Source organism: Dyadobacter bucti (assembly GCF_005869225.1).
In the GTDB taxonomy this organism is placed as follows: Bacteria; Bacteroidota; Bacteroidia; order Cytophagales; family Spirosomataceae; genus Dyadobacter; species Dyadobacter bucti.
Map to the genome: position 1 here is coordinate 1,310,771 of NZ_SWFP01000001.1, position 20,283 is coordinate 1,331,053.

Consider the following 20,283-nt stretch of genomic DNA (forward strand, 5'->3'; position numbering starts at 1 on the left):
AACTCCTCAATTAAAACCGGATCGTTGCGCCCGCCATCAAAGTTGTGACGATCGGGTAAGAGTAGCTTCCGGATTCAGGATCAAGGTATTTGGGAAACTTACTGAATGAAAAAATGTCGTTGGCCGAAACGTAGAAACGCAGCGACTGTACACCCGTTTTTTTCACCACAGATTGTTTTAGTGTATAACCCAGTGTAAGATTCTTCAACCTGAAGTAAGCCCCGTTGATCAGCCAGTAATCGGAAAGCGAATAATTGGCCGAATTTGAAGTACGTGAAAGGCGCGGGTAGGTGGCGCGCAGGTTTTGGTCTGCTGTATTGTTGAGGCTCCAGAACTTCCCGATCATGTCCGCGGGCATGTTCCCAAAAGCTTCGGCAAACGGCTGCACCACCTCACTGTTCAGGCGGGAGCGTTTTTTTGCAACGCCCTGGAAAGTCACCCCGAAATCAAAACCCTCATATTCGGCACGCAGGTTTCCGCCATAGAGATATCTCGGTAAAGCACCACCCAGGAGTACTTTATCGTCGGTGGTGATCTTTCCGTCTTTATTCACATCCACATAGCGGACATCGCCTGGCTTGGTAGTTACGTTCAATACCGGCGCACCGTTGATTTCATCCTGGGTCTGGAACAATCCGTTGGAAAGATACCCGAACCATTCGTTGTATTCACTGCCGTTCCTGATGATCTGATCTCCCCGGAATTCGGTCCCTTTGAGGTCACCGACCGTGGACCGGGCATCTGAAAGATTGGCAGCTACCGAATAGTTCAGCTTGTTGATCCGGTCCCGCCAGGCGAGTTCCAGCTCCCACCCTTTTACATCCAGCACCCCGGCATTTTGGTTGGGCTTGTCGTAGCCCAGGTAAAGTGGAATGTCCAGCGGTAAAAGGATATCAGTTGTTTTTTTCATGTAATAATCCGCTCCCAGCGTCAGGCGGTCGTTCAAAAACGCTGCATCCAATCCGATATCCGTGGTCCGGCTGGTTTCCCAGCTGATGTTCTCCACAGCATATACCTGCTGGCCGCCGCCTGTGAGGGGCACAACGCTTCCGTTTTGGTAGAACAGGGCCGTCGAGAAATCAATAGTGGCCATGTAAGGATAGTAGGCAGGGTTTCCGTCTTTGTTCAGCAGGCGTTCGTTGCCGGCTTGTCCCCATGAGCCCCTTACTTTCAGGAACGAAAGCCAATTGACATTTTTCAGGAATTCTTCCTCAGAAACTGTCCATCCTGCCGAAAGAGAAGGATATACTGCTCTTCTGTAAGCCGGCGCAAACCGGGACGATAAGTCGGAACGAAGGTTTCCCTGGATGAAATATTTGCTTTTGTAATTGTACTGCAGTCTCCCGAAGAAAGAATGAAGGCCCGATTCATTGGCACTGCCTGAATTGTCCCTTAGCTCGGTGGAGCCGGAATTCAGGTAAGGAAATCCAGTCAATGCGAACCCGCTCCGTGACGCGCCCAGCAATTCCAGCGACCTGTAGTTCTCTTCAAAACCTGCCAGGATATCGATCGTGTGGCCACCCCGGATATCTTTGACATAATTGGCCAACACCTGGCCATTCATCGTCACTCCCGTCGACCGGCCTTCGTTTAAAGTGGTCCTGGCCTGGTTCACAACCGTGCTGTTGGTACCGTCCGGGTTGGTATACCTGATCTGCTTTGAAAAATATTTACTCCTGTCAAAATCAAATACCGGGGCAACCAGTGCTGTAAGCGTCAGCCCCGCTACCGGCTTGTAATTCAATGACATCCTTCCGCCGATCTGATTGTCGAGTGTTTTTGAAAACCCTCCATCCCGTACCTGTGCCAGAGGATTTCTTCCGTCTTTTCCTAGTGCCAACCGTCCGTCCGAATACACATCATCGTAAATCGGCGGCATGATACGGGCTTCGTATATGGGATTGTAGGTATTATCAGGAAGCTCGTTCGCATTACCCTGATTGGCCGTTCTTTTGTAAAAAACGTCGAGGTTGATCCCTATTTTTTCATTGACCTGCAAATCGTTATTGATCCTGAAAAGATAGCGGTCGTAGGAACGGTTACTGTAAAATGCCCCGGAACTTGCATATCCCAGCGACGCCTTTGTTTTGATCTTGCCGGTACCCATTGTAAACACAATATCATGGCGCTGGCGGGGCGCACTGCTCCTGTCTATGACAGATCTCTGCCAGTCGGTATTGGGAAAACCATCCGGATTGACACGGTTACTGTCCAGATAAGATTCGATGAAAGCCAGCGGAAAAGGGCCCGTGCTTGCTCCATCATTGGTAGCCTGTTCGTTGAAATACCGCATATAATCCTGCACCCCGGCATATCCCGGCTTGGCTGTGGCGCGCTGTACGCCGTATTCGTAGGTATATTCCAGGCTGCTTTGCCCGGATTTAGCCCTTTTCGTGGTGACCAGTATGACGCCCGCCGCACCTCTGGAACCGTATATCGAAGCCGAAGCGGCATCTTTCAGCACGGTAATGTTGTCCACATCGCCCGGGTTTACATTATCGATGCTCGCCACAGGCACGCCGTCGACAATCACAAGCGGGTTATTGGTACCAATGGTGGTGATACCGCGGATCAGAATGGATGAACCTGAGCCGGGCGCACCGCTGCTGCGGCTTACCGATACCCCTGCCACACTCCCCTGAAGCGCATCCGAAACCTGTAATGTCTGGCGGCCGGCCACATCCTTGGAGCCAATCGTCGAAATAGCGCCGGTAAGATCTTTTTTCTTCTGACTGCCGTACCCGACCACCACGACCTCCGTCAGCGAATTGTCGCTGGGCTTCAATACAACATCCAGCACCGACCTGCCCGCCACATCAATGTCCTGGCTCTGGTAACCGACAAATGAAAACGTCAGCGTAACGGCATCAGCATCGGGAAGGCCCAAAGTGAACTGTCCGTTGACATCCGTAACGGTACCCTGCTGCTTTCCTTTCACCACAACGCTCACGCCCGGAAGCTCTTTGGCTTCCTCATCGGTGACTTTTCCCGTAAGCTGGCGGGTCTGGGCCACCAACGGCCCGAACCACCCGAAAAGCAGGACACACCCTAGTAGAATTTTTTCTCTCATAAGTTTTGAATATTTTAGAGTTTCAGGCCGGAACCGATCGCAAACCAGTCTGATCCAGAATTTAAGTTTGCAAATATAATTTTGCATATTTTGGCGATCCGATTATCTGCTTGATCAGTTGATTATCCAAAACTATGGACAACCTAACCAATTGATAAAAAGCGGTTTATAGTGCATCTATTATGGAGAATGGACAATACAAGGCTAGTTCTTTGGAGCATCTGGATTACTGTTGCCAACTGATCGGTGAGCTTTACGGCAAGCCCGATATTTCTGCCTGGACAAACAGTGACTTTGTACGGCTGGGATATATACTTTTTAAGAAGACACAGGTACAGATCAGCCCGAACACCTTGAAGAGGATCTTTGGAAAAATCAAAACCGATGTCCGCTATTATCCCCAGAAAGCCACAAGAGATGCGCTGGCCCGCTACATCGGATACAGCGACTGGGACACCTTCACCTATGCCAGGCCGCTCCCCTCAAAAGTCGCTGATACACCGCCCGAAACATACACGTATCCACAGCCTGCTGTCTCCGAAACACCGACGCCTTTCATATCCCGGAAGAAAAAGGCAACAGCCGGAAGTATCATGCTGGCTGCGCTGGTTTTGGCTGGCGTTGTAGCTTTCTGGGCTTACAAAAGCTTTTTTGTACAAAATGAATCGACTGCTCCTACACTAACCTGCACAAATCCGGTTGGTGAAAATCCGCACTCGGCCATGTTCGTGATCAATAACATGCCGTCCCTCAGCCATACCAAAGATCATTTTACCATTGATTTCGGCGACAGCAAAAGAATATCCCTGATTGCAGGCGACAGCCTATATTCGCATTATTATGAAGTTCCGGGCAGATACCTGGCTATCTTGAAACAAAACGGAGAACCACTGGATACAGCATCGGTATACCTGGAAACAACGGGTTGGACGGCCACTGCCCGGATGATGTACGACACCACCCGGGTATATCCGATAGAGATCCAGAACCTGTTCAAAAGCGGAAAAAAGAGTGTGAGCGCAGTGGAAGTTGCAAGGGCCGGCATTGACACGAACCGTACTTTTTTTGTCGATTTTATCAATAGCTATGTTGCGGATATTGACGGCGATAATTTTGAGCTGCTGATCAACCTGAAAACCTCCCCATCCCGGCCTGGCGTGCGCTGCTCACAAGTGCGGGTTACGGTGTTTGGCGAATCGTCCAAACATCTCTTCGATGTTATGAAACCCGGCTGTGTACACTGGACGGACATGCAGTTTTCGGAAGTCGCGAAACAGGGTGAAACGAATGAGCTGCATTTTCTGGGTGCCGATTTACATGAAGGAGGTTCTGTCGGATTAAAAGTGGCCGAAAAACATGCGAGCATTTCTATCAATTCAAAACAGGTATACGAAACCGATTACGTAAAGCCTTTGAAAAAGGTATATGGCATAGGGGTGACGTTTTCAGGTATCGGGGCTATCCATTCTGTCGTGCTCAAAGACCTCAAAACGGGACAGACTTTTGACGGGAATTTCCAATGAACCGTTCAAGAATGGAAACCCAAGGTGGAGCAAAATAGATCACTATTTACATTATTTGGAATTATTGCAATATTGAATTATAATATTTTACAAAAATTGACTTTTTACAAATTATAATAAGGTAATTGTCGAGGGATAGGAGCAAAAAACTTGTCTAAGTATCAAGAGGGCAAGTAAAACGATTCCCAAGAATGACGACACCATTACCAGGTAATTCAGAAGAAAAGGAAAGCCGCAATCAGCCGCCGTTTTCCTTCCGGGGAAAAGAAAAAACCGCTATCCAAGCGGATGACGAACGTTTGCTGCGCGAAACATTTGCAGTAAGCCCCAAAGACGGATGTTCATTGCTTTTCAGACGGTATTATGTAACGCTCTGCAACCACGCGGTACGTTTTGTGCATTCTCAGGAGGTAGCGGAGGACATCGTGTCTGAACTGTTCGAGGCATTCTGGCAAAACAGGACCTTCGAACAAGTCAAGAGTTCGTACCGCGCCTATCTGTACAAGGCCGTCCGCCACAGAACGTATAATTACATGAGGTGGCAGCTCGAACCCACCGATCCGCTGGAATCCATCGGCATTTCCCCTGTTGCCCAAACCGTCAATCCCGACGAAGCACTTCAGTACACGGAGCTTTACCTGAAAGTAGAGAGCATCATCCAGAGCCTGCCTCCGCAGTGCCGCAGGGCATATCTGTTAAAAAGGGTCGAGGGCAAGAAATACGACGAAATCGCACAGGAGCTCCAGATCAGCCCCAAAGCTGTGGAAGGACTTGTCAGCAGGGCTTTATTAAAATTACGCACCGGCCTGAAAGAAAGCTGGTTCCTGACCTTGCTCATCCCTATGCTCCTGTAACGGGCTTTAAAAAATTAACCACATACTGATATCCATATCCAGCTTCAATGAACGAGTTGATAACCAGACAGCTCCTGTTTGATTTTTTCGAAGGCAAGGCTACGTCTATGCAGCGAAAACTGATTGAGCAATGGCTCGAAAATAGCGAAAATGAGGAGCAGTACTACAGCTGCCTGGACGAATGGGAGCGCGCCCACCCGCAGCTTTTGATTGACCCGGAAAAGCCGCAGCTGAAGTATGACCGGCTGCTGGAAGGTGAAATCCTGCCTGAAAAACGCACGGAGCTTTCATTCTCTCAAAATAACATCTGGCTGACTATGAAGCGACCGCTGTTGGGAATGCTGGCGGCGGCGGCAGTTTTTACGCTGGCTTTTGTGTTTCGTTCTGAGCTGATGTATAAATCCTTCGAATCCCCAGCGGGGCATTTCATCAGCTTTTATCTGAGCGACAGCACCGAGGTAACCCTGAATTCCAACTCTGTACTGAAGGTGCCGCGGTTTGGTTTTGGAAAAGATGTGCGACAAGTAAGGCTGACAGGAGAGGCAGATTTCAAAGTAGCCCACCAGAAGGACAATCTCCGGTTTGAAGTATGGATGGACGGAGGATACCGCATCGAAGTTCTGGGTACTGAATTCAATGCTTTTTCGAGAGCCAGGGGCAAAAGGGTTTTTCTCACCAAAGGAAAAGTAAAGCTCAACCTGCCCGAAGGAAAGGAGGTATACCTGAGCCCCGGTAATTATTTCACGGCCGACGCCAAAGGCAGCTTCAAAGTGGTGATCCCGGAAGAGCCGCTGGCCATCACCGCCTGGAAAGAACAGACTTTTTACTTCGACGACGCCACACTGACCGAGGTAGTGGAGCAGATCAACGAACGTTTTGCCGTCAGGATCAGAATTGCCGACCGCGAGCTGGCGGCCAGAAAGATCGGCGGGATCTATCAGGCCAAAGATCCCGATGAGCTTCTTGAAATACTATCTGCCCTGTTCGATTTGGAAATTACCCGCGCTGCGGACGAAATAGAATTGCGTACACCCAAAAAACAAGACTTATGAAAATCCCTATTTTACGAACGTGCCTGATCGGCACCGGTTTGCTTGCAGCGAGGGTTGGTTTTTCGCAGGACATCGCGCTGGTACACCCTGCATTGTTCCAGGAAAACCAGAAAACAGAGCGGGTGAGCCGCCTCAAAGACGTCCTCATGGACCTTGGCAAAAAACACCATGTAAGCATTTTGTTCGAGCAATCCAGCGTACAGGGTATATCGGTATCGTCCGGGCCATCGGAAAAGCCGGGGAATCTGGAAACTGAATTGAAAAACCTGCTGGTCCCCAGCGGTCTGGAATTTATCAAAACCGGTAAAAAGGCCTATCTGATCCGTAAAAAAGAATCCAGGGAAAAACCGCAGCAGGCGTTGGCCAAACCTGTTTTATTGGCTCCCGAACCCCAACCGGAATGGGCCGAGCCAACCACATTGGCTAAAACGCCGGTTGATATCGGCGTAAAGGGAAAGGTTACGGATGAGAAAAACGAAGCCCTGCCCGGTGTAAGCGTTTTGGTGAAAGGCAGTAACAAAGGGACTGTCACGGACATGGAAGGAAATTTTTCACTGGGTGTGCCCAATGAAAGTGCCGTGCTGGTTTTTTCATTCATCGGTTATGTCAGCAAAGAAATCACGGTTGGAAACCAGACTACGATCAATGTCCGGATGGATGCGTCTGTAAGCAGTCTGAGCGAAGTGATGGTTGTGGGTTACGGAACTCAGCGAAAAGGAGATATTACCGGAGCAATTGGCTCATTGTCGGCCAAAAACATCCGGGAAGTGCAGGTTACCAATTTTGAAAATGCTATTCAGGGACAAATCGCCGGGGTACAGGTACAGGAGCCCAGTGGGGAGCCTGGGGCTGCCACTACCATCAGAGTGAGGGGCTTGGGGTCTGTGTCGGCGGGCAATGAACCTTTGTATGTGATAGACGGGTTTCCGGTGACGAAAAATATGGATCCCGGCATCCAGGGTGACATTACGCGCCGGACAACGGCCTTTGCTTTACCTCCTTCCAATCCGCTGGGGACGATCAATCCAAACGACATCGAGTCGCTGGAAGTATTGAAAGACGCTTCCGCCGCTGCCATTTACGGTTCGAGAGGATCAAACGGTGTGATCCTGATCACCACCAAAAAAGGCAAAAGGGGTTCCAAACCTGTGGTGGGTTTTGATGCCTATTTCGGTATACAATCTGTTGCGAAAAGGGTAGAACTGATGAACTCGGCCGAACTTACAGCCTACGTTAAAGATTCCAAAAACAACGCCTATCTGCAGGATGTCCCTGGCGCGAACATCAATGACAACAATGCGACCCGCTACACCAAAACGACCAACGGAAGCTATTTCATTCCGGACGATTTTGTTAATCCGACCGGTACCGACACCGACTGGCAGGACCTGATCTTCAAATCGGCACCGGTACAAAGCTATAATGCATCCGTTTCCGGGGGTACCGAAACCATGAACTACTACTTCTCGGGAGGTTATTTCAATCAGAAAGGGATCATAGACCGCAGCGGTTTTGAACGTTACAGTTTCCGGGCCAACATGGAGGTGAGCCCGGTGAAAAAGATAAAAATCGGCTTTGGATTGAGCCCTTCTTTTACCAATACCGACCGTTCGCCCGCCGGCGCGCCTTATTTTGCTGATCCTCCGGGTATTGTGTACTCGGCTCTGGTCACGTCACCCACCGTATCCCCTTACCTGCCCGACGGAACCATCAACCAGACAGATAACCAGTCGCATTTGCTAACGGAAGACGGGCGCGGCGCGAACATGACCGCGGCGAGTAACCCGCTGGCGATCACAAAATATGTAACGGACGACCTGAAACAATTCCGCACTTTCGGAAATGCATTCGTGGAATATGAGATCATCGACGGACTGAAATACAAGCTGTACACCGGTATCGATGTGAACAGCTATAACAGATCGTTTTACATGGCGCGGGCCTTCCTCAACCGCAACGCCACAGTTGGTGATCCTTACGCGCAGTCGAATGCCTCTCTGAATTACAACTGGCTCGCCGAGAACACATTGTCGTATGATAAAACATTTGGCAAAGACCATCACGTTTCTGCTGTTATAGGATACAGTGCGCAGAAAGACCGGCTTGATGCCAACCAGGTCTATGCGCAGAACCATCCCGATGACCTGGCTCCTTCCATCAGCGGTGGACAAGTTACCAGTGGCGGCGACAACCGCCAGGAATGGTCGCTGGTGTCGGCTTTGGCCCGTGTGAACTATGCTTTCAGGGATAAATATTTGCTCACAGCTACTGTACGGTCCGATCGCTCGTCCCGTTTCGGGGCCGGTAACAAAACCGGTACATTTCCTTCGTTCTCGGCAGGCTGGCGTTTGTCGGAAGAGGCTTTCATGAAACCACTGACCGTGGTGAGCGATCTGAAACTGAGAGGAAGCTGGGGTAAAACAGGGAACTTCCTGATCCCGAATTATGCTGCCATCGGGTTGCTTAGTCCTTATAATTACATATTCAACAATGTGATCGTCAACGGAATTGCCCCTTCTACGATCAGCAACGATAAGCTGACCTGGGAAAAAACAACGCAGGTGGATTTTGGTATCGACCTCGGTCTCTTCCGCGATCGTCTTTTCATCTCGGCGGATTGGTATAAAAAAACAACTTCCGACCTGCTGCTGAACGTGCAGGTACCCGCCTCGGTAGGTTTTTCAACGGCATTACAGAACATTGGTAAAGTTGAAAACAAAGGTGTGGAACTCACCATCAACAGCCGCAACATTGTTGGCGCATTTACCTGGTCGACGGATTTCAATTTTTCTGCCAATCAGAACGAAGTACTGCAGCTCGGGCCGACCGGCGATCCGATCCTGAGCTCAGGTGGTGCGGGTATCAGGCATATCACCCAGATCGGCGCTCCGATCGGCAGCTATTATGGCTATGTGGTGGACGGGATCTACCAGACCCAGGCGGAAATAGACGCGGCCCCCGACGATGCTCTGGCACCTGCTGCCCGTCCCGGCGATCTTCGTTTCAAGGACGTGAACGGCGACGGTAAGGTAGATGCCAGCGACCGCACCGTGATCGGCAACTACATGCCCGACTTCATGTACGGGATCACCAACCGTTTCAGTTTCAAAGGGCTGGATCTGAGCGTGTTCTTCCAGGGTGTACAAGGTTCCAAAATCCTTAACCTTACCCGCCGCCACCTCGGCAACGGGGAAGCTGCTACCAATTCTTACAAAGACTGGACCGGGCGCTGGATCTCTCCCGAAAATCCCGGTAACGGAACTATCCCCCGCGCCGACCGCCTCACCGACCTGCACGGAGGCAATAACCGCCCCTCCTCCTATCAGGTGGAAGACGGTTCTTATTTCAGACTGAGAAGTATCACACTGGGATATACATTTCCTAAAACCATGCTCGGAAAAGTACAGTCTCTCCGGGCCTATGTTTCGGGTACCAACCTTTTTACCAATACCAAATACATTGGCTACAACCCGGAAGTCAATAACCAATCGGGCCTGACCGGCGTGCAGGGCGAGGACTATGGCGCATACCCATTATCCCGCAACTTCACTTTCGGGTTGAATGTGACATTCTGAAACTACTGTACTGACTTTAAAGCGAAAAAGATATGAAATTAAAAAACTTCTGTTTGGCGTCTTTGATAGCAGGAAGCCTGCTGTCGTGCAGCCAGGATTTTACAGACCTTAACCCCGTTACCCAGCGGAATGTGAATGGTTTTTACCTCACCGCGGGTGATATGAACACGGCTATCAATGCAGCTTACAAAGCATTGCAAATGAACGGCACCTATAACCAGAGCTACTGGGTTATGCAGGAAATGCGTTCCGACAATTCCGACCAGGGACCCGACGGAACGGGACTTGGCGCAGAACTGACGGTGATCGACAATTTTTCGGAAATAGCGACCAGTGAAATGATCACAGCTGCATACACAGACTCCTACCTGGGAATCGCAAGGTGCAATATCGTGCTCGACAGGATCGGGGCGATAGATATGGACGGGGCATTGAAAGAACGGATCAAAGGTGAAGCATTGTTTTTACGATCGCTGTTCTACTACAATCTGGCAATTTCCTTCGGGAACATCCCCATGCCGCTTACGGAAGCCAAATCCGTAGCCGAAGGAAGTTCGCTGCCGCAGCTGCCTGCTTCTGAAATTTACAAGCAGCTGATCACCGATTTACAGGCAGCTGAAAATGCCCTGCCGATCAAACATGCCGCAGCAGCAGATCTGGGCCGTGCTACCAAAGGCGCCGCGGCCGCATTGCTTGGAAAGGTCATGCTGACAGCCGGTGATAAGGCCGGCGCTGCAACAGCTTTGAAAAGGATTGTCGACGGTTACGGATACAGATTGGTGGCTGACTACGCCGGTTTATGGGGACTTGCCAACAAAAATAATGTGGAATCCATTTTCGAAGTACAGTTCAAAGGCGGCGGTACCGGTACCGGAAATGCATTCACCAATGCTTTTTCACCTTTGTTGAGGCAAACTACCGGTGCCTACAAAAACCGACCGACCGTGAATATGATGAACACATACGAAACAGGCGACGACCGTTTTCTGAAATCAATGGATACGAGTTATGTCAACAGTTCGGGCGTGCTGATCAGCAGTTCGCGGAACGATATGCGTTTTATCACCAAATACGGAAAGGAAAATTCGTTCAATGAAAATGACGCTTCCTACAACTTCGTGGTGCTGCGTTATGCCGACGTACTGCTGATGCTGGCCGAAGCCCTGGGCGAAACGACGGAAGCTTACGGTTATATCAATCAGGTCCGGGCGAGGGCAAAGCTGGCAGCGATCAGCGCCGCCACGCCGGGTACTTTTGAGGAAAAACTGCTTCGCGAACGCAGGGTGGAACTGGCTTTTGAAAACCATCGCTGGGCCGATCTGCTCCGTTTCGGAAAAGCAACCGAGGTCATGCAGCTGCAAGGTAAAACTGCCCGTCTCCTTTACCTGATCCCGCAGCGGGAACTTGATATCAATTCATCTTTTCAGCAAAATTAACCGGTAAAACCGAATCGTTTTCCATTTATTCCTTTACAAATGATGCGCTTTAACCTCAAAAACGCGGTGGTATACCTATGCCTGGCCGCCAGCATTCAGGTCCATGAAACGCAGGCCCAGATGCCGGCAAAACCTTCCGCCGCAAAGATCCTGCACGACATGCAAAAGCTGAACGTCCTCGGAAATGTGCTTTACATGGCGGCCCACCCGGACGACGAAAACACGACTTTTATTGCCTATATGGCCAACGAAAGGCAATACAATACCAGCTACCTGGCCCTAACCCGGGGCGACGGCGGTCAAAACCTGATCGGCCCGGAGATCCGCGAGCAGCTTGGGCTGATCCGCACCCAGGAACTTTTGCAGGCCAGGCGCGTAGATGGCGGAAAGCAGTATTTTTCGAGAGCCAATGATTTTGGTTTTTCCAAAAATCCCGAAGAGGTATTCACGATCTGGGAAAGGGAAAATCTGCTGGCAGATGCCGTATGGGTGATCCGAAATGTAAAACCGGACGTGATCGTCACCCGGTTCCCGCCCGATGCACGCGCAGGCCACGGTCACCATAGTGCCTCGTCGATCCTGGCAGAAGAGGCGTTCGATGCCGCCGCCGATCCGAAACGTTTTCCCGAACAATTGAAATATGTGGAACCCTGGCAGGCCAAACGGCTGATGTGGAACATCGGTTTGTGGGCAATGAGAAACAGGGAGGAATTCATTAAAAGCGCAAAAAATTTCATGCAGGTCGATGTAGGCGGCTATAATGCGCTGCTGGGAAAATCGTACGGGGAAATTTCGGCGGAAAGCCGGAGCATGCACAAAAGCCAGGGCTTCGGCTCCATCGGCGACCGTGGCATTTCGATCGAATATCTGCAGCATACCAAAGGGCCAAAAGCAGCAAAAGACTTGTTTGAAGATATTAACACTACCTGGGCAAGAGTAAAAGGCGGGGACAAGATCCAGCCGCTGGTCACTGCGCTGATCGCGGCTTACAAGCCTGCCAATCCTGCCGCGAGCGTTCCGGCTTTGCTCAAAATAAAGACCGAACTGACCAAGCTGCCTGACGGGTTCTGGAAAACCACGAAGCTGAACGAAGTAAATGAGATCATTAAAAATACGCTGGGACTTTATCTGGAAGCTACCGCAATGGACTATGCTTTTACGCCCGGCGAGGAAATGAAGGTTTCTGTAGAAGCGATCAACCGTTCCGGTGAAAATGTGGTTTTGCAAAAAACGGTATTCCCTTTCCAGTCGGGTGATACCATCCTGGCAAGCCCATTGAAAAAAAACAGCGGGTTCGATTTTGTGTTTAAAACAAAAATCCCTGACACCACGCCCATTTCACAACCCTACTGGCTTCGCAAGCCCATCGGCTACAAAGGCCTGTTTTCGGTAGAAGACCAGATGGAAATAGGCCGGGGTGAAAACCCGCCGGTGGCCAAGGTTTTGTTTGAATTATCGGTTGACGGTCAGGCACTGCAATATGAAACGCCGGTTGTATTCAAGAAAAAAGATCCGGTAGCGGGCGAGGTTTATCAGCCGCTGGTGGTGACGCCGCCATTGTTCGTCAATATCTCACAGGATGTATATATGTTTGAAGATGATCAGCCCAAAAAAATAATGGTGGCGATCAAAGCAGGAAAAGACGAATGCTCCGGAAAGGTGAGCCTCGACCTGCCCACAGGCTGGAAGTCGGTGCCGGCCAATATCCCCTTTACCATGCAGCTGAAAGGTGCCGAGCAAACTGTGGAATTCCAGCTTTACCCACCGGCCCGTTCGCAGGAAGCTGAGATCAAGGCTGTGGTGGAGGTGGACGGCAAAAGTTACGACAACAGCTTCGGGATCATCAGTTACAGCCACATCCCGGCCCAGGTATTTTTTCCCAAAGCGACGGCACGGGCAGTCAAACTAGACCTTATCAAAAAAGGCAATAACATCGGCTACCTGATGGGAGCCGGCGACTTGATACCCGTAAGCCTGAGACAGATCGGCTACAATGTCACGATGCTCGATGACAAGGATGTTACACCGGAAAAACTGCGCCAATATGATGCGATCGTGGCCGGCGTACGTGCGTACAATACCAACGAGCGCATGAAACATTACCAGAGCACCTTGATGGATTATGTCAAAAACGGCGGAAACCTGATCATCCAATATAACACTGACATGGGACTGGTAATGAATGACATAGGCCCCTACCCTTTTGTACTCACCCGGGACCGCATCACCGTGGAGGGTTCCGAAGTACGCTTTTTAAAACCTGAAAGTCCGGTATTGAACACGCCCAACAAGATTACCCCGGCAGATTTTGAAAACTGGGTGCAGGAACGGGGCCTTTATTTCCCGCAAAAATGGTCACCCGAATATGAAGCTGTCATATCATCCAATGACCCCGACAGCCCGGCGCTGGATGGCGGGATACTTGTAGCGAAATATGGCAAGGGCAACTACGTTTACACCAGTTTGTCGTGGTTCCGGGAGTTGCCTGCGGGAGTACCGGGAGCGTATAGGGTGTTTGTGAATTTGCTTTCGCTGGGGAAGTGAATTTCTAATTGTCATGTGTTGTCACTTTTGTTCATTTGTAGTCAGGGGGTTAGGGGGGCAGGTGTAGTCAGGGGGTCAGGTGTGGTCATTTGTAGTCATAAGGTCATGTATTTTTTTTTGAAAACTGGTCAGTGAATGACCATACCTGACTACAAATGACTCAATAACTAACAATGACCCAATAACCATACCTGACCAAAAATGACCCAATGACTAACAATGACCATACATGACCAAAAATGACCCAATGACTAACAATGACCATACCTGACCATACCTGACTACAAATGACTCATTGACTAACAATGCTCACCCATGACCTTGTAAGGCGGATTTAAAAATTGGGATGACGTTTGAGAGTAGATTAGATTTGCTTTCCTTTTTTACTCAACACGTTCCTAAAACTCGATTTTGATGATCCGTTGGCTCTTTTTTCGTTACGTGGTATTTGCCGCGTTAATGATTTCCGGCTTTGCTGCCAAAGGGCAAATCGCTCCGACGGGCAAAAATCCCGAATATATCATCAGTAAACGACTGCTTTCCATTGAAGACGGGCTGGCATCTCATGAAGTGTTTTCCGGCGTACAGGACGATGAGGGGTTTATGTGGTTTGGGACCCGGAACGGGCTCAACCGCTATGATGGCAAAAACTGTCTGCTCTTCACGCGCCAGCGAAACAACCTGCAGGACAACAAAGTAGTACAGCTCGCAAAAGACAACGCCGGCAACCTTTTCATTGAATATGGCAGCACGGGGTTTCAGCTTACAACCAATGGAAAAGTTGATGTAATGAATATTACTACGCGGGAGGTAAAAACACTCACCGCGGCTTTCCCGAAGCTTCCTTTTAAAGAGCAGGACGTCTACTGGATATCGAACGACGGAACGGACGACATTAATTTTCTGACAGCCAATCCTTTCAGACTCTGGAAATATTCAGTCAAAAAAGGGTTTACCCTGCGTTATGAAATGAGCGGCTGGACCGAAAAGGATTCTGTCGGTTTGTCCCAATATCGCAGCAGTGGCCCATTATGCATGTTCGCCGATGGAAACGCGCTGTTGAAATTATCCAAACAGTCAACCCAATATTTCGTCGGGGGCAATTCCGTAACTGCATTTATCCAAAAAGATATATTAAGATCACTACCTGTCGGGCTGAGCGACGAGGATGATTTACTGATCATTTTTAACAACAGCACCAATTCAAATTCATTTCAAACCGGCGAGCTTACCGGCGAGGGGAAAATCCAACCCAACCCGGACTGGGCCAAATACGATTTAAACGGACTGGCGGGCAGGTACTGGTATCAGGTATCGAGCGCCGTGACCGGCAAATCCTGTGCATTTTACATCGGTAACGACGCGCTTTATCTCTGGCATGAAAATGCATTTCTGAAGATAGTGGACAAATCGGAGCTGAAAGCTTTTGAAAATTTATTCGTCTACAGACTCTTCCCCGACAATACGGGTAACCTCTGGCTATGCACTTCATCGGGCATATTCCAGTTGAAAATTGAGAAAAACCGCTTCCGCCAATACTTCACGACCGCGCAGCAAACCGCCCAGCCCAACAGCCAGGCCCGTGGTATCTATGCAGATCCGTCGGGAAAAGTGGCTGCGAATATCTGGACGCATACTTTCCTCGAACAGCAGGGAAAAACGCAGTATGTTTCTGATCTGGAGATCAAATATGCGCTCGTCCGTCATGGTGGTGAATTATACTCAGGCGGGTACAACCTTTTCCGTTACCATGAACAAGAAAACAGGTTAATACGGATGCCGGGTGGGGCCGGATCAGAAATATGGTCTTTGTTTTCGGTCAATGACAGCCTGCTGCTCCTGGGAAGAACCGACGGCCTTTCCGTGTTCAACTCCCGGAGCAAAACATTTGATTCGATCCCCTATGCAAACAAAACTGTTCCCGCGGCAAAATTTGTGTACCGTTTCTTCAAAGGCGCTTCCGACACGGTTTGGGCGGTAGCAGAAAACGGGCTGTACATGCTCAACCGGGGCGTTATCCAAAAATACCAGTCGTCATCCACAGAGCGGCTTAGTTTGCTGGATGCTTATCTGGACATCGATGGCGTTTTCTGGCTGGCGACCAATGGGGAGGGGCTGTACCGCTGGGACAGGAAAACCAACGCATTCCGGCAATTCAATATCGCCGGTGGCCTGCCTTCGGATGTATTGTACCGGATCGAACCTGACGTCTACGGGCACCTCTGGATCAGCTCGGACTACGGGCTCATCCGGTTTAACAAAAAAACATTTTCGGTTAAAACCTATACCACCAAAGACGGCATTTCGCATAACGAATTCAACCGAACGTCGTCTTTCAGGGCCCGGGACGGCCAGCTTTTTTTCGGGGGGATAGACGGCGTAAATGCGTTGTATGCAAAGAATTTCGTGACTGATACCAATTCACTGCATGTACCGCTGCGCATCATTGCATTTAACCAGTATGTGGATTCTGAAAAAGAACTTATCGACAAAACGACTGCGCTGCTGAACACCCGGGAGATCAGGCTTGCGCCGGGCGACCAGTTCTTTACACTCCAGTTTCAATTACTCGATTTTTCCGAAAGCGAAGTGGAACGTTATGCATACAGGATCGTGGGCGTTGACAAGGATTGGAATTACATCAGTGAAAACTCGATCCGTATCAGTGGTCTGCCTTACGGAGATTTTACATTGCAGGTCAAAGCACAAAATCAGGAAGGGGCGTGGAGCAGGAGCGAGCTGAGCATTCCTGTTCATGTTTTGAAGCCATTTTATCTTACCTGGTGGTTTATTACCCTGATGCTGCTTTTGCTGGTACTGGCGATTTACCGGTTCATCAGACTCAGAACAAAGCAGCTGGCAGCGGAGAAAAACAAACTGGAGAGGACCGTCAGTGAAAGGACGGCACTTCTAAAACAGGCTTTATCTGAACAGGCCGGATTACTGGCCGAAAAAGATGTGCTGATGAAGGAAATTCACCACCGCGTGAAAAACAATCTGCAGGTTATTTCCGGCTTACTGGAACTCCAGAGTAAGAATCTGTATGATGAAACCGCCCGGGAAGCATTGATGGAAGGACGCAACCGGGTGACCAGCATTGCACTGATCCACCAGAACCTCTACCAGTTTGAAAACCTGAGTGCCATTGAACTGAACAGGTTTGTAAAAGATCTTTGCCGCCAGGTCGAGGCAGTGTTCAGAAAACAGAATCATGTGGCAGTAGAGATAGAGGTGCCGACTTTATATCTGGATATTGATTCGGCCGTTCCGCTCGGTCTGGTGATGAATGAATTGTTATCCAATTCATTCAAATATGCATTTAATCATGTTTCGGAAGGCAGGATATATCTGAAAATCGATGCGGTTGCAGAAGGAAGGTACCGGCTGATCTACTCCGATAACGGCCCCGGACTACCGCCCGATTTCAATTTACAGAAATCGACGACCCTTGGCACACAACTGATCGCCGACCTGAGCCGCCAGATAGGCGGTACCGTTCACTACGAAAACCGGAACGGCGCTGTATATACTATCCATTTCACCAATCGCGAGACGCGCAAAAATGAAGATTAACAAAGTATGACATTATTAAAAATAGGTGTTGTAGAAGATGAGCTGGTCATCGCAAGAACCATTCTGGGTACGCTCGATGAGCTTGGTTACTCACATTGCGGCCCGGCGATCAGCTACACCGAGGCACTGGAAATGCTGGGCGACAACAAACCTGACCTGCTGTTGCTTGACATACAGTTATCGGGCAAAAAAGATGGTATTGATGTGGCGCAAAAGGTGAACGAACTCTACCAGATCCCTTTTATTTTTTTGACAGCCAACAGCGACCCGGAAACGATCGACCGGGCAAAAAAAGTAAAGCCCCATGCTTACATTGTAAAGCCTTTCAGCAAGGAAGAGTTGTTTGCGGCCATTGAGATCGCGTTCAGTAATTTTTCAGAAAACCGCACCGGTACCAAACCGGAAGTGACCACATCCTGGCGCAGCAGGGATTTTATATTTGTAAAGGACGGCTATGTCTTCCGGAAAATATTCTTCAACGAAATAGTATACCTGGAAAGCGATGCCAACTACGTAACTGTTCATCTGGAATCAGAAAAAAAGGTAGTGGTGAGATCTACGATCAATGATTTCATCGGCCAGGTCGACCGGCAGATCTTTGTTCGGGTACACCGGAGTTATTCTGTCAATATCAACAAGATCGAAGACATCTTTCCAACCGAGATCAGCATCCGGGGATTCAGGGTCCCAATCGGCAAATCGTACAAGGAAATGCTGTTCAGGATACTGGGCATAGGTGATAATTTGTGATGGTCCGGAACATTGGCACCGGACCATAAAACCTTAGGATTTTCAACACATACAGATCTTTTACGGCCTATTTTGCTCTGAATATTTGATTGGCCTTATTTGGTTTTTCAGAAAACAAATTGAAAAGCCAATCTGAGACTTTATTAAGAATATAAGAGAAAATCAGTATAAGAACAAGCGCAAAAATGTAATTCACCGGAAAAACAATACCGGATTTTTTAATAGCATGAATGATAGAAAAGTGTACAATATAAATATCCAATGTTAAATAGGAAACAAATATTATACTCTTATTAACGAATGATTCAGGGGTATTTTTTAAGTACGAACTGACCCGAACCGACGCAAGATAAAAGGGATACGTTACTATAATTAAAAGGATAGGGTATATAAATTGTATCGAGCTATCAAAATTCAGTTTGGTAAACAAGAATTTGGGCGTATAAAAAAGAATCACAGATACGACAAGAATTGCCAGTAAAGTAAACCAGTTCATTTGTTGTTCTTTCAAATACAATTTATCCGATCTGTTGAAGATACTATCGTTTTTAGAGACTACTGCACCCAGCAACATTATCAGGAAATAATAGACCCAGTGAACCCTGGTCGGGTTTGTCATTATATCAATTGTCCACTTCGCGTGATTATAAGTAAAAAAGAAAAAACACGCAAAAGCCAGAAAGTTGACCAGCATAAGAATCCCAAGATATTTATCTAAATATTTAATCAATGGAAAAAACAAAAAATAGTAAACTACTATTGCCTGAAGGAACCACGATCCATTGAAGAACAGCCAATCATACCAGTCATAAGTCCCTTTGAACACCAGCAGGGAGAACACTGTAAACACCAAAAAGCTGGGATATAGCCGCACCAGGCGCTTTTTGAGCCAGGGTAAGTAGTCAGAAGTATTTTTCCTGATTCCCAGTGAGAGGGTATAGCCAGACGTGAAAAAAAAGATGGCATTCCCGATACTGCCTCCTGTCCCAAGGACGGATAGTCCTGCCGGGAACAGTTTGTCAGAGTGAGAATTAATTATTAAGAACGCGGCAAATGCCCGTAAAACATGGATGAAGTTTATAGAATTCATTTGTAACGTGAGTAGAATATAACCTATTAATTACTATCTTAGAACCATGCAATCCCGTGTTCTCTCAATCACTTCTGATGCTTGGGGCCAGCCTCATTTTTCTAATGAATATGTCGTTTCGTATGTTTAGATAAAGATTACTCTTACCTATCATTTTTTCTTTTGATTTATCTATTAACGTTTCTTATCTACATCCAAATTATCATCTATACACACGCGTTTGGGTATAAAGTACACAATGTGGCCATGCAACTAAATTAGTTTCAAAAGTCTCGTCCGTTCTCTGGCTGGCTGCAAAAGCAGAATTGAGCACGGGAATATTAATACCGGAATTAGTAAAGCACAGAATTTGAAATTTGGACGTGAATGTCCACAGATGGGTATTTGGATGTTCATAGTTCGTTGAGTTGGTCGCAAAGATAACATAAATGGGACAACTAAATATTCTACCAGCTAGTTTTCTAAAAGTTACCAATCGGTATCGCTCAACGGATCAATAAAAAAGGGGTGCCTAAACCAGGACTCCCGTTCAGATCTACTGTTTCAGATCAATTCATCCCTGACAAGCACAACTGACCCAAACAGCGATGCTAAAAATTATGCCAAATAAATTTTTATTGCCGAACATAAAAAAGATAGCCCCGAGCTGGGACTATCTTTATCATTAACCCTCCATTTAGGTACCGCCGTGGCGGCATTTAAGAACAGCAAGAAGCGTGCCTGATGGGCCCGCCAGAGAGCGCTGCCCGTTGTCAAACTAGTTTTAATGACCTCGCAGCCGAGGTTCCCGCTCTTTTCTTTCAGGGAAACAGAGAC

General features: G+C 48.5%; 10 protein-coding genes. 8 read left to right on the forward strand and 2 right to left on the reverse strand.

What is annotated here, in order from left to right; translation table 11 throughout:
* Positions 1–10: 10 nt before the first annotated feature.
* On the reverse strand, positions 11–3,070 hold the full coding sequence (locus tag FBF61_RS04940) for a SusC/RagA family TonB-linked outer membrane protein (protein WP_138476034.1): 3,060 nt from the start codon (positions 3,068–3,070) through the stop codon (positions 11–13).
* A gap of 182 nt (positions 3,071–3,252) precedes the next feature.
* Between FBF61_RS04940 and FBF61_RS04945 the strand changes: the two genes are divergently transcribed.
* The 8 genes from FBF61_RS04945 to FBF61_RS04980 all read left to right on the forward strand — a co-directional run bounded on the left by FBF61_RS04945 (position 3,253) and on the right by FBF61_RS04980 (position 18,377).
* Complete coding sequence (locus FBF61_RS04945; RefSeq protein WP_138476035.1) at positions 3,253–4,593, forward strand: hypothetical protein; 1,341 nt, start codon at positions 3,253–3,255, stop codon at positions 4,591–4,593.
* A 191-nt stretch (positions 4,594–4,784) separates the two neighbouring features.
* Positions 4,785–5,447 (forward strand): RNA polymerase sigma-70 factor, encoded by a 663-nt coding sequence (locus FBF61_RS04950; protein ID WP_138476036.1) that lies wholly within the window; start codon positions 4,785–4,787, stop codon positions 5,445–5,447.
* 47 nt (positions 5,448–5,494) lie between these two features.
* Positions 5,495–6,499, forward strand: a complete 1,005-nt coding sequence (locus FBF61_RS04955) for a FecR family protein (RefSeq protein WP_138476037.1) — start codon at positions 5,495–5,497, stop codon at positions 6,497–6,499.
* Positions 6,496–10,074 carry a SusC/RagA family TonB-linked outer membrane protein gene (locus FBF61_RS04960; protein WP_138476038.1) on the forward strand — a complete coding sequence of 1,193 codons (3,579 nt, stop codon included), beginning with the start codon at positions 6,496–6,498 and terminating at the stop codon, positions 10,072–10,074. The genes FBF61_RS04955 and FBF61_RS04960 overlap by 4 nt, the downstream gene beginning before the upstream one ends.
* 32 nt (positions 10,075–10,106) lie before the next feature.
* Positions 10,107–11,510 (forward strand): RagB/SusD family nutrient uptake outer membrane protein, encoded by a 1,404-nt coding sequence (locus FBF61_RS04965; protein WP_138476039.1) that lies wholly within the window; start codon positions 10,107–10,109, stop codon positions 11,508–11,510.
* Between the two features lie 39 nt (positions 11,511–11,549).
* Entirely contained in the window at positions 11,550–14,054 is a 2,505-nt protein-coding gene (locus FBF61_RS04970; protein WP_229214918.1) for a PIG-L family deacetylase, read from the forward strand.
* A gap of 414 nt (positions 14,055–14,468) precedes the next feature.
* On the forward strand, positions 14,469–17,627 hold the full coding sequence (locus FBF61_RS04975; protein ID WP_138476040.1) for a histidine kinase dimerization/phosphoacceptor domain -containing protein: 3,159 nt from the start codon (positions 14,469–14,471) through the stop codon (positions 17,625–17,627).
* A 6-nt stretch (positions 17,628–17,633) separates the two neighbouring features.
* The gene (locus FBF61_RS04980) at positions 17,634–18,377 is read left to right on the forward strand and encodes a LytR/AlgR family response regulator transcription factor (protein ID WP_138476041.1); all 744 of its coding nucleotides are present in this window, start codon (positions 17,634–17,636) and stop codon (positions 18,375–18,377) included.
* Positions 18,378–18,444: 67 nt separating this feature from the next.
* Here the strand turns inward: FBF61_RS04980 and FBF61_RS35475 are convergent, their stop codons facing one another.
* Positions 18,445–19,467, reverse strand: a complete 1,023-nt coding sequence (locus FBF61_RS35475; protein ID WP_138476042.1) for an acyltransferase family protein — start codon at positions 19,465–19,467, stop codon at positions 18,445–18,447.
* Positions 19,468–20,283 lie beyond the last annotated feature (816 nt).

What these genes read in the sequence shown, in the direction of transcription:
- FBF61_RS04960 (WP_138476038.1), top strand. Translation starts at nt 6,496, where the DNA reads ATGAAAATCCCTATTTTACGAACGTGCCTGATCGGCACCGGTTTGCTT.
- FBF61_RS04945 (WP_138476035.1), top strand. Translation starts at nt 3,253, where the DNA reads ATGGAGAATGGACAATACAAGGCTAGTTCTTTGGAGCATCTGGATTAC.
- FBF61_RS35475 (WP_138476042.1), bottom strand. Translation starts at nt 19,467, where the DNA reads ATGAATTCTATAAACTTCATCCATGTTTTACGGGCATTTGCCGCGTTC.
- FBF61_RS04955 (WP_138476037.1), top strand. Translation starts at nt 5,495, where the DNA reads ATGAACGAGTTGATAACCAGACAGCTCCTGTTTGATTTTTTCGAAGGC.
- FBF61_RS04975 (WP_138476040.1), top strand. Translation starts at nt 14,469, where the DNA reads ATGATCCGTTGGCTCTTTTTTCGTTACGTGGTATTTGCCGCGTTAATG.
- FBF61_RS04980 (WP_138476041.1), top strand. Translation starts at nt 17,634, where the DNA reads ATGACATTATTAAAAATAGGTGTTGTAGAAGATGAGCTGGTCATCGCA.
- FBF61_RS04970 (WP_229214918.1), top strand. Translation starts at nt 11,550, where the DNA reads ATGATGCGCTTTAACCTCAAAAACGCGGTGGTATACCTATGCCTGGCC.
- FBF61_RS04965 (WP_138476039.1), top strand. Translation starts at nt 10,107, where the DNA reads ATGAAATTAAAAAACTTCTGTTTGGCGTCTTTGATAGCAGGAAGCCTG.
- FBF61_RS04940 (WP_138476034.1), bottom strand. Translation starts at nt 3,070, where the DNA reads ATGAGAGAAAAAATTCTACTAGGGTGTGTCCTGCTTTTCGGGTGGTTC.
- FBF61_RS04950 (WP_138476036.1), top strand. Translation starts at nt 4,785, where the DNA reads ATGACGACACCATTACCAGGTAATTCAGAAGAAAAGGAAAGCCGCAAT.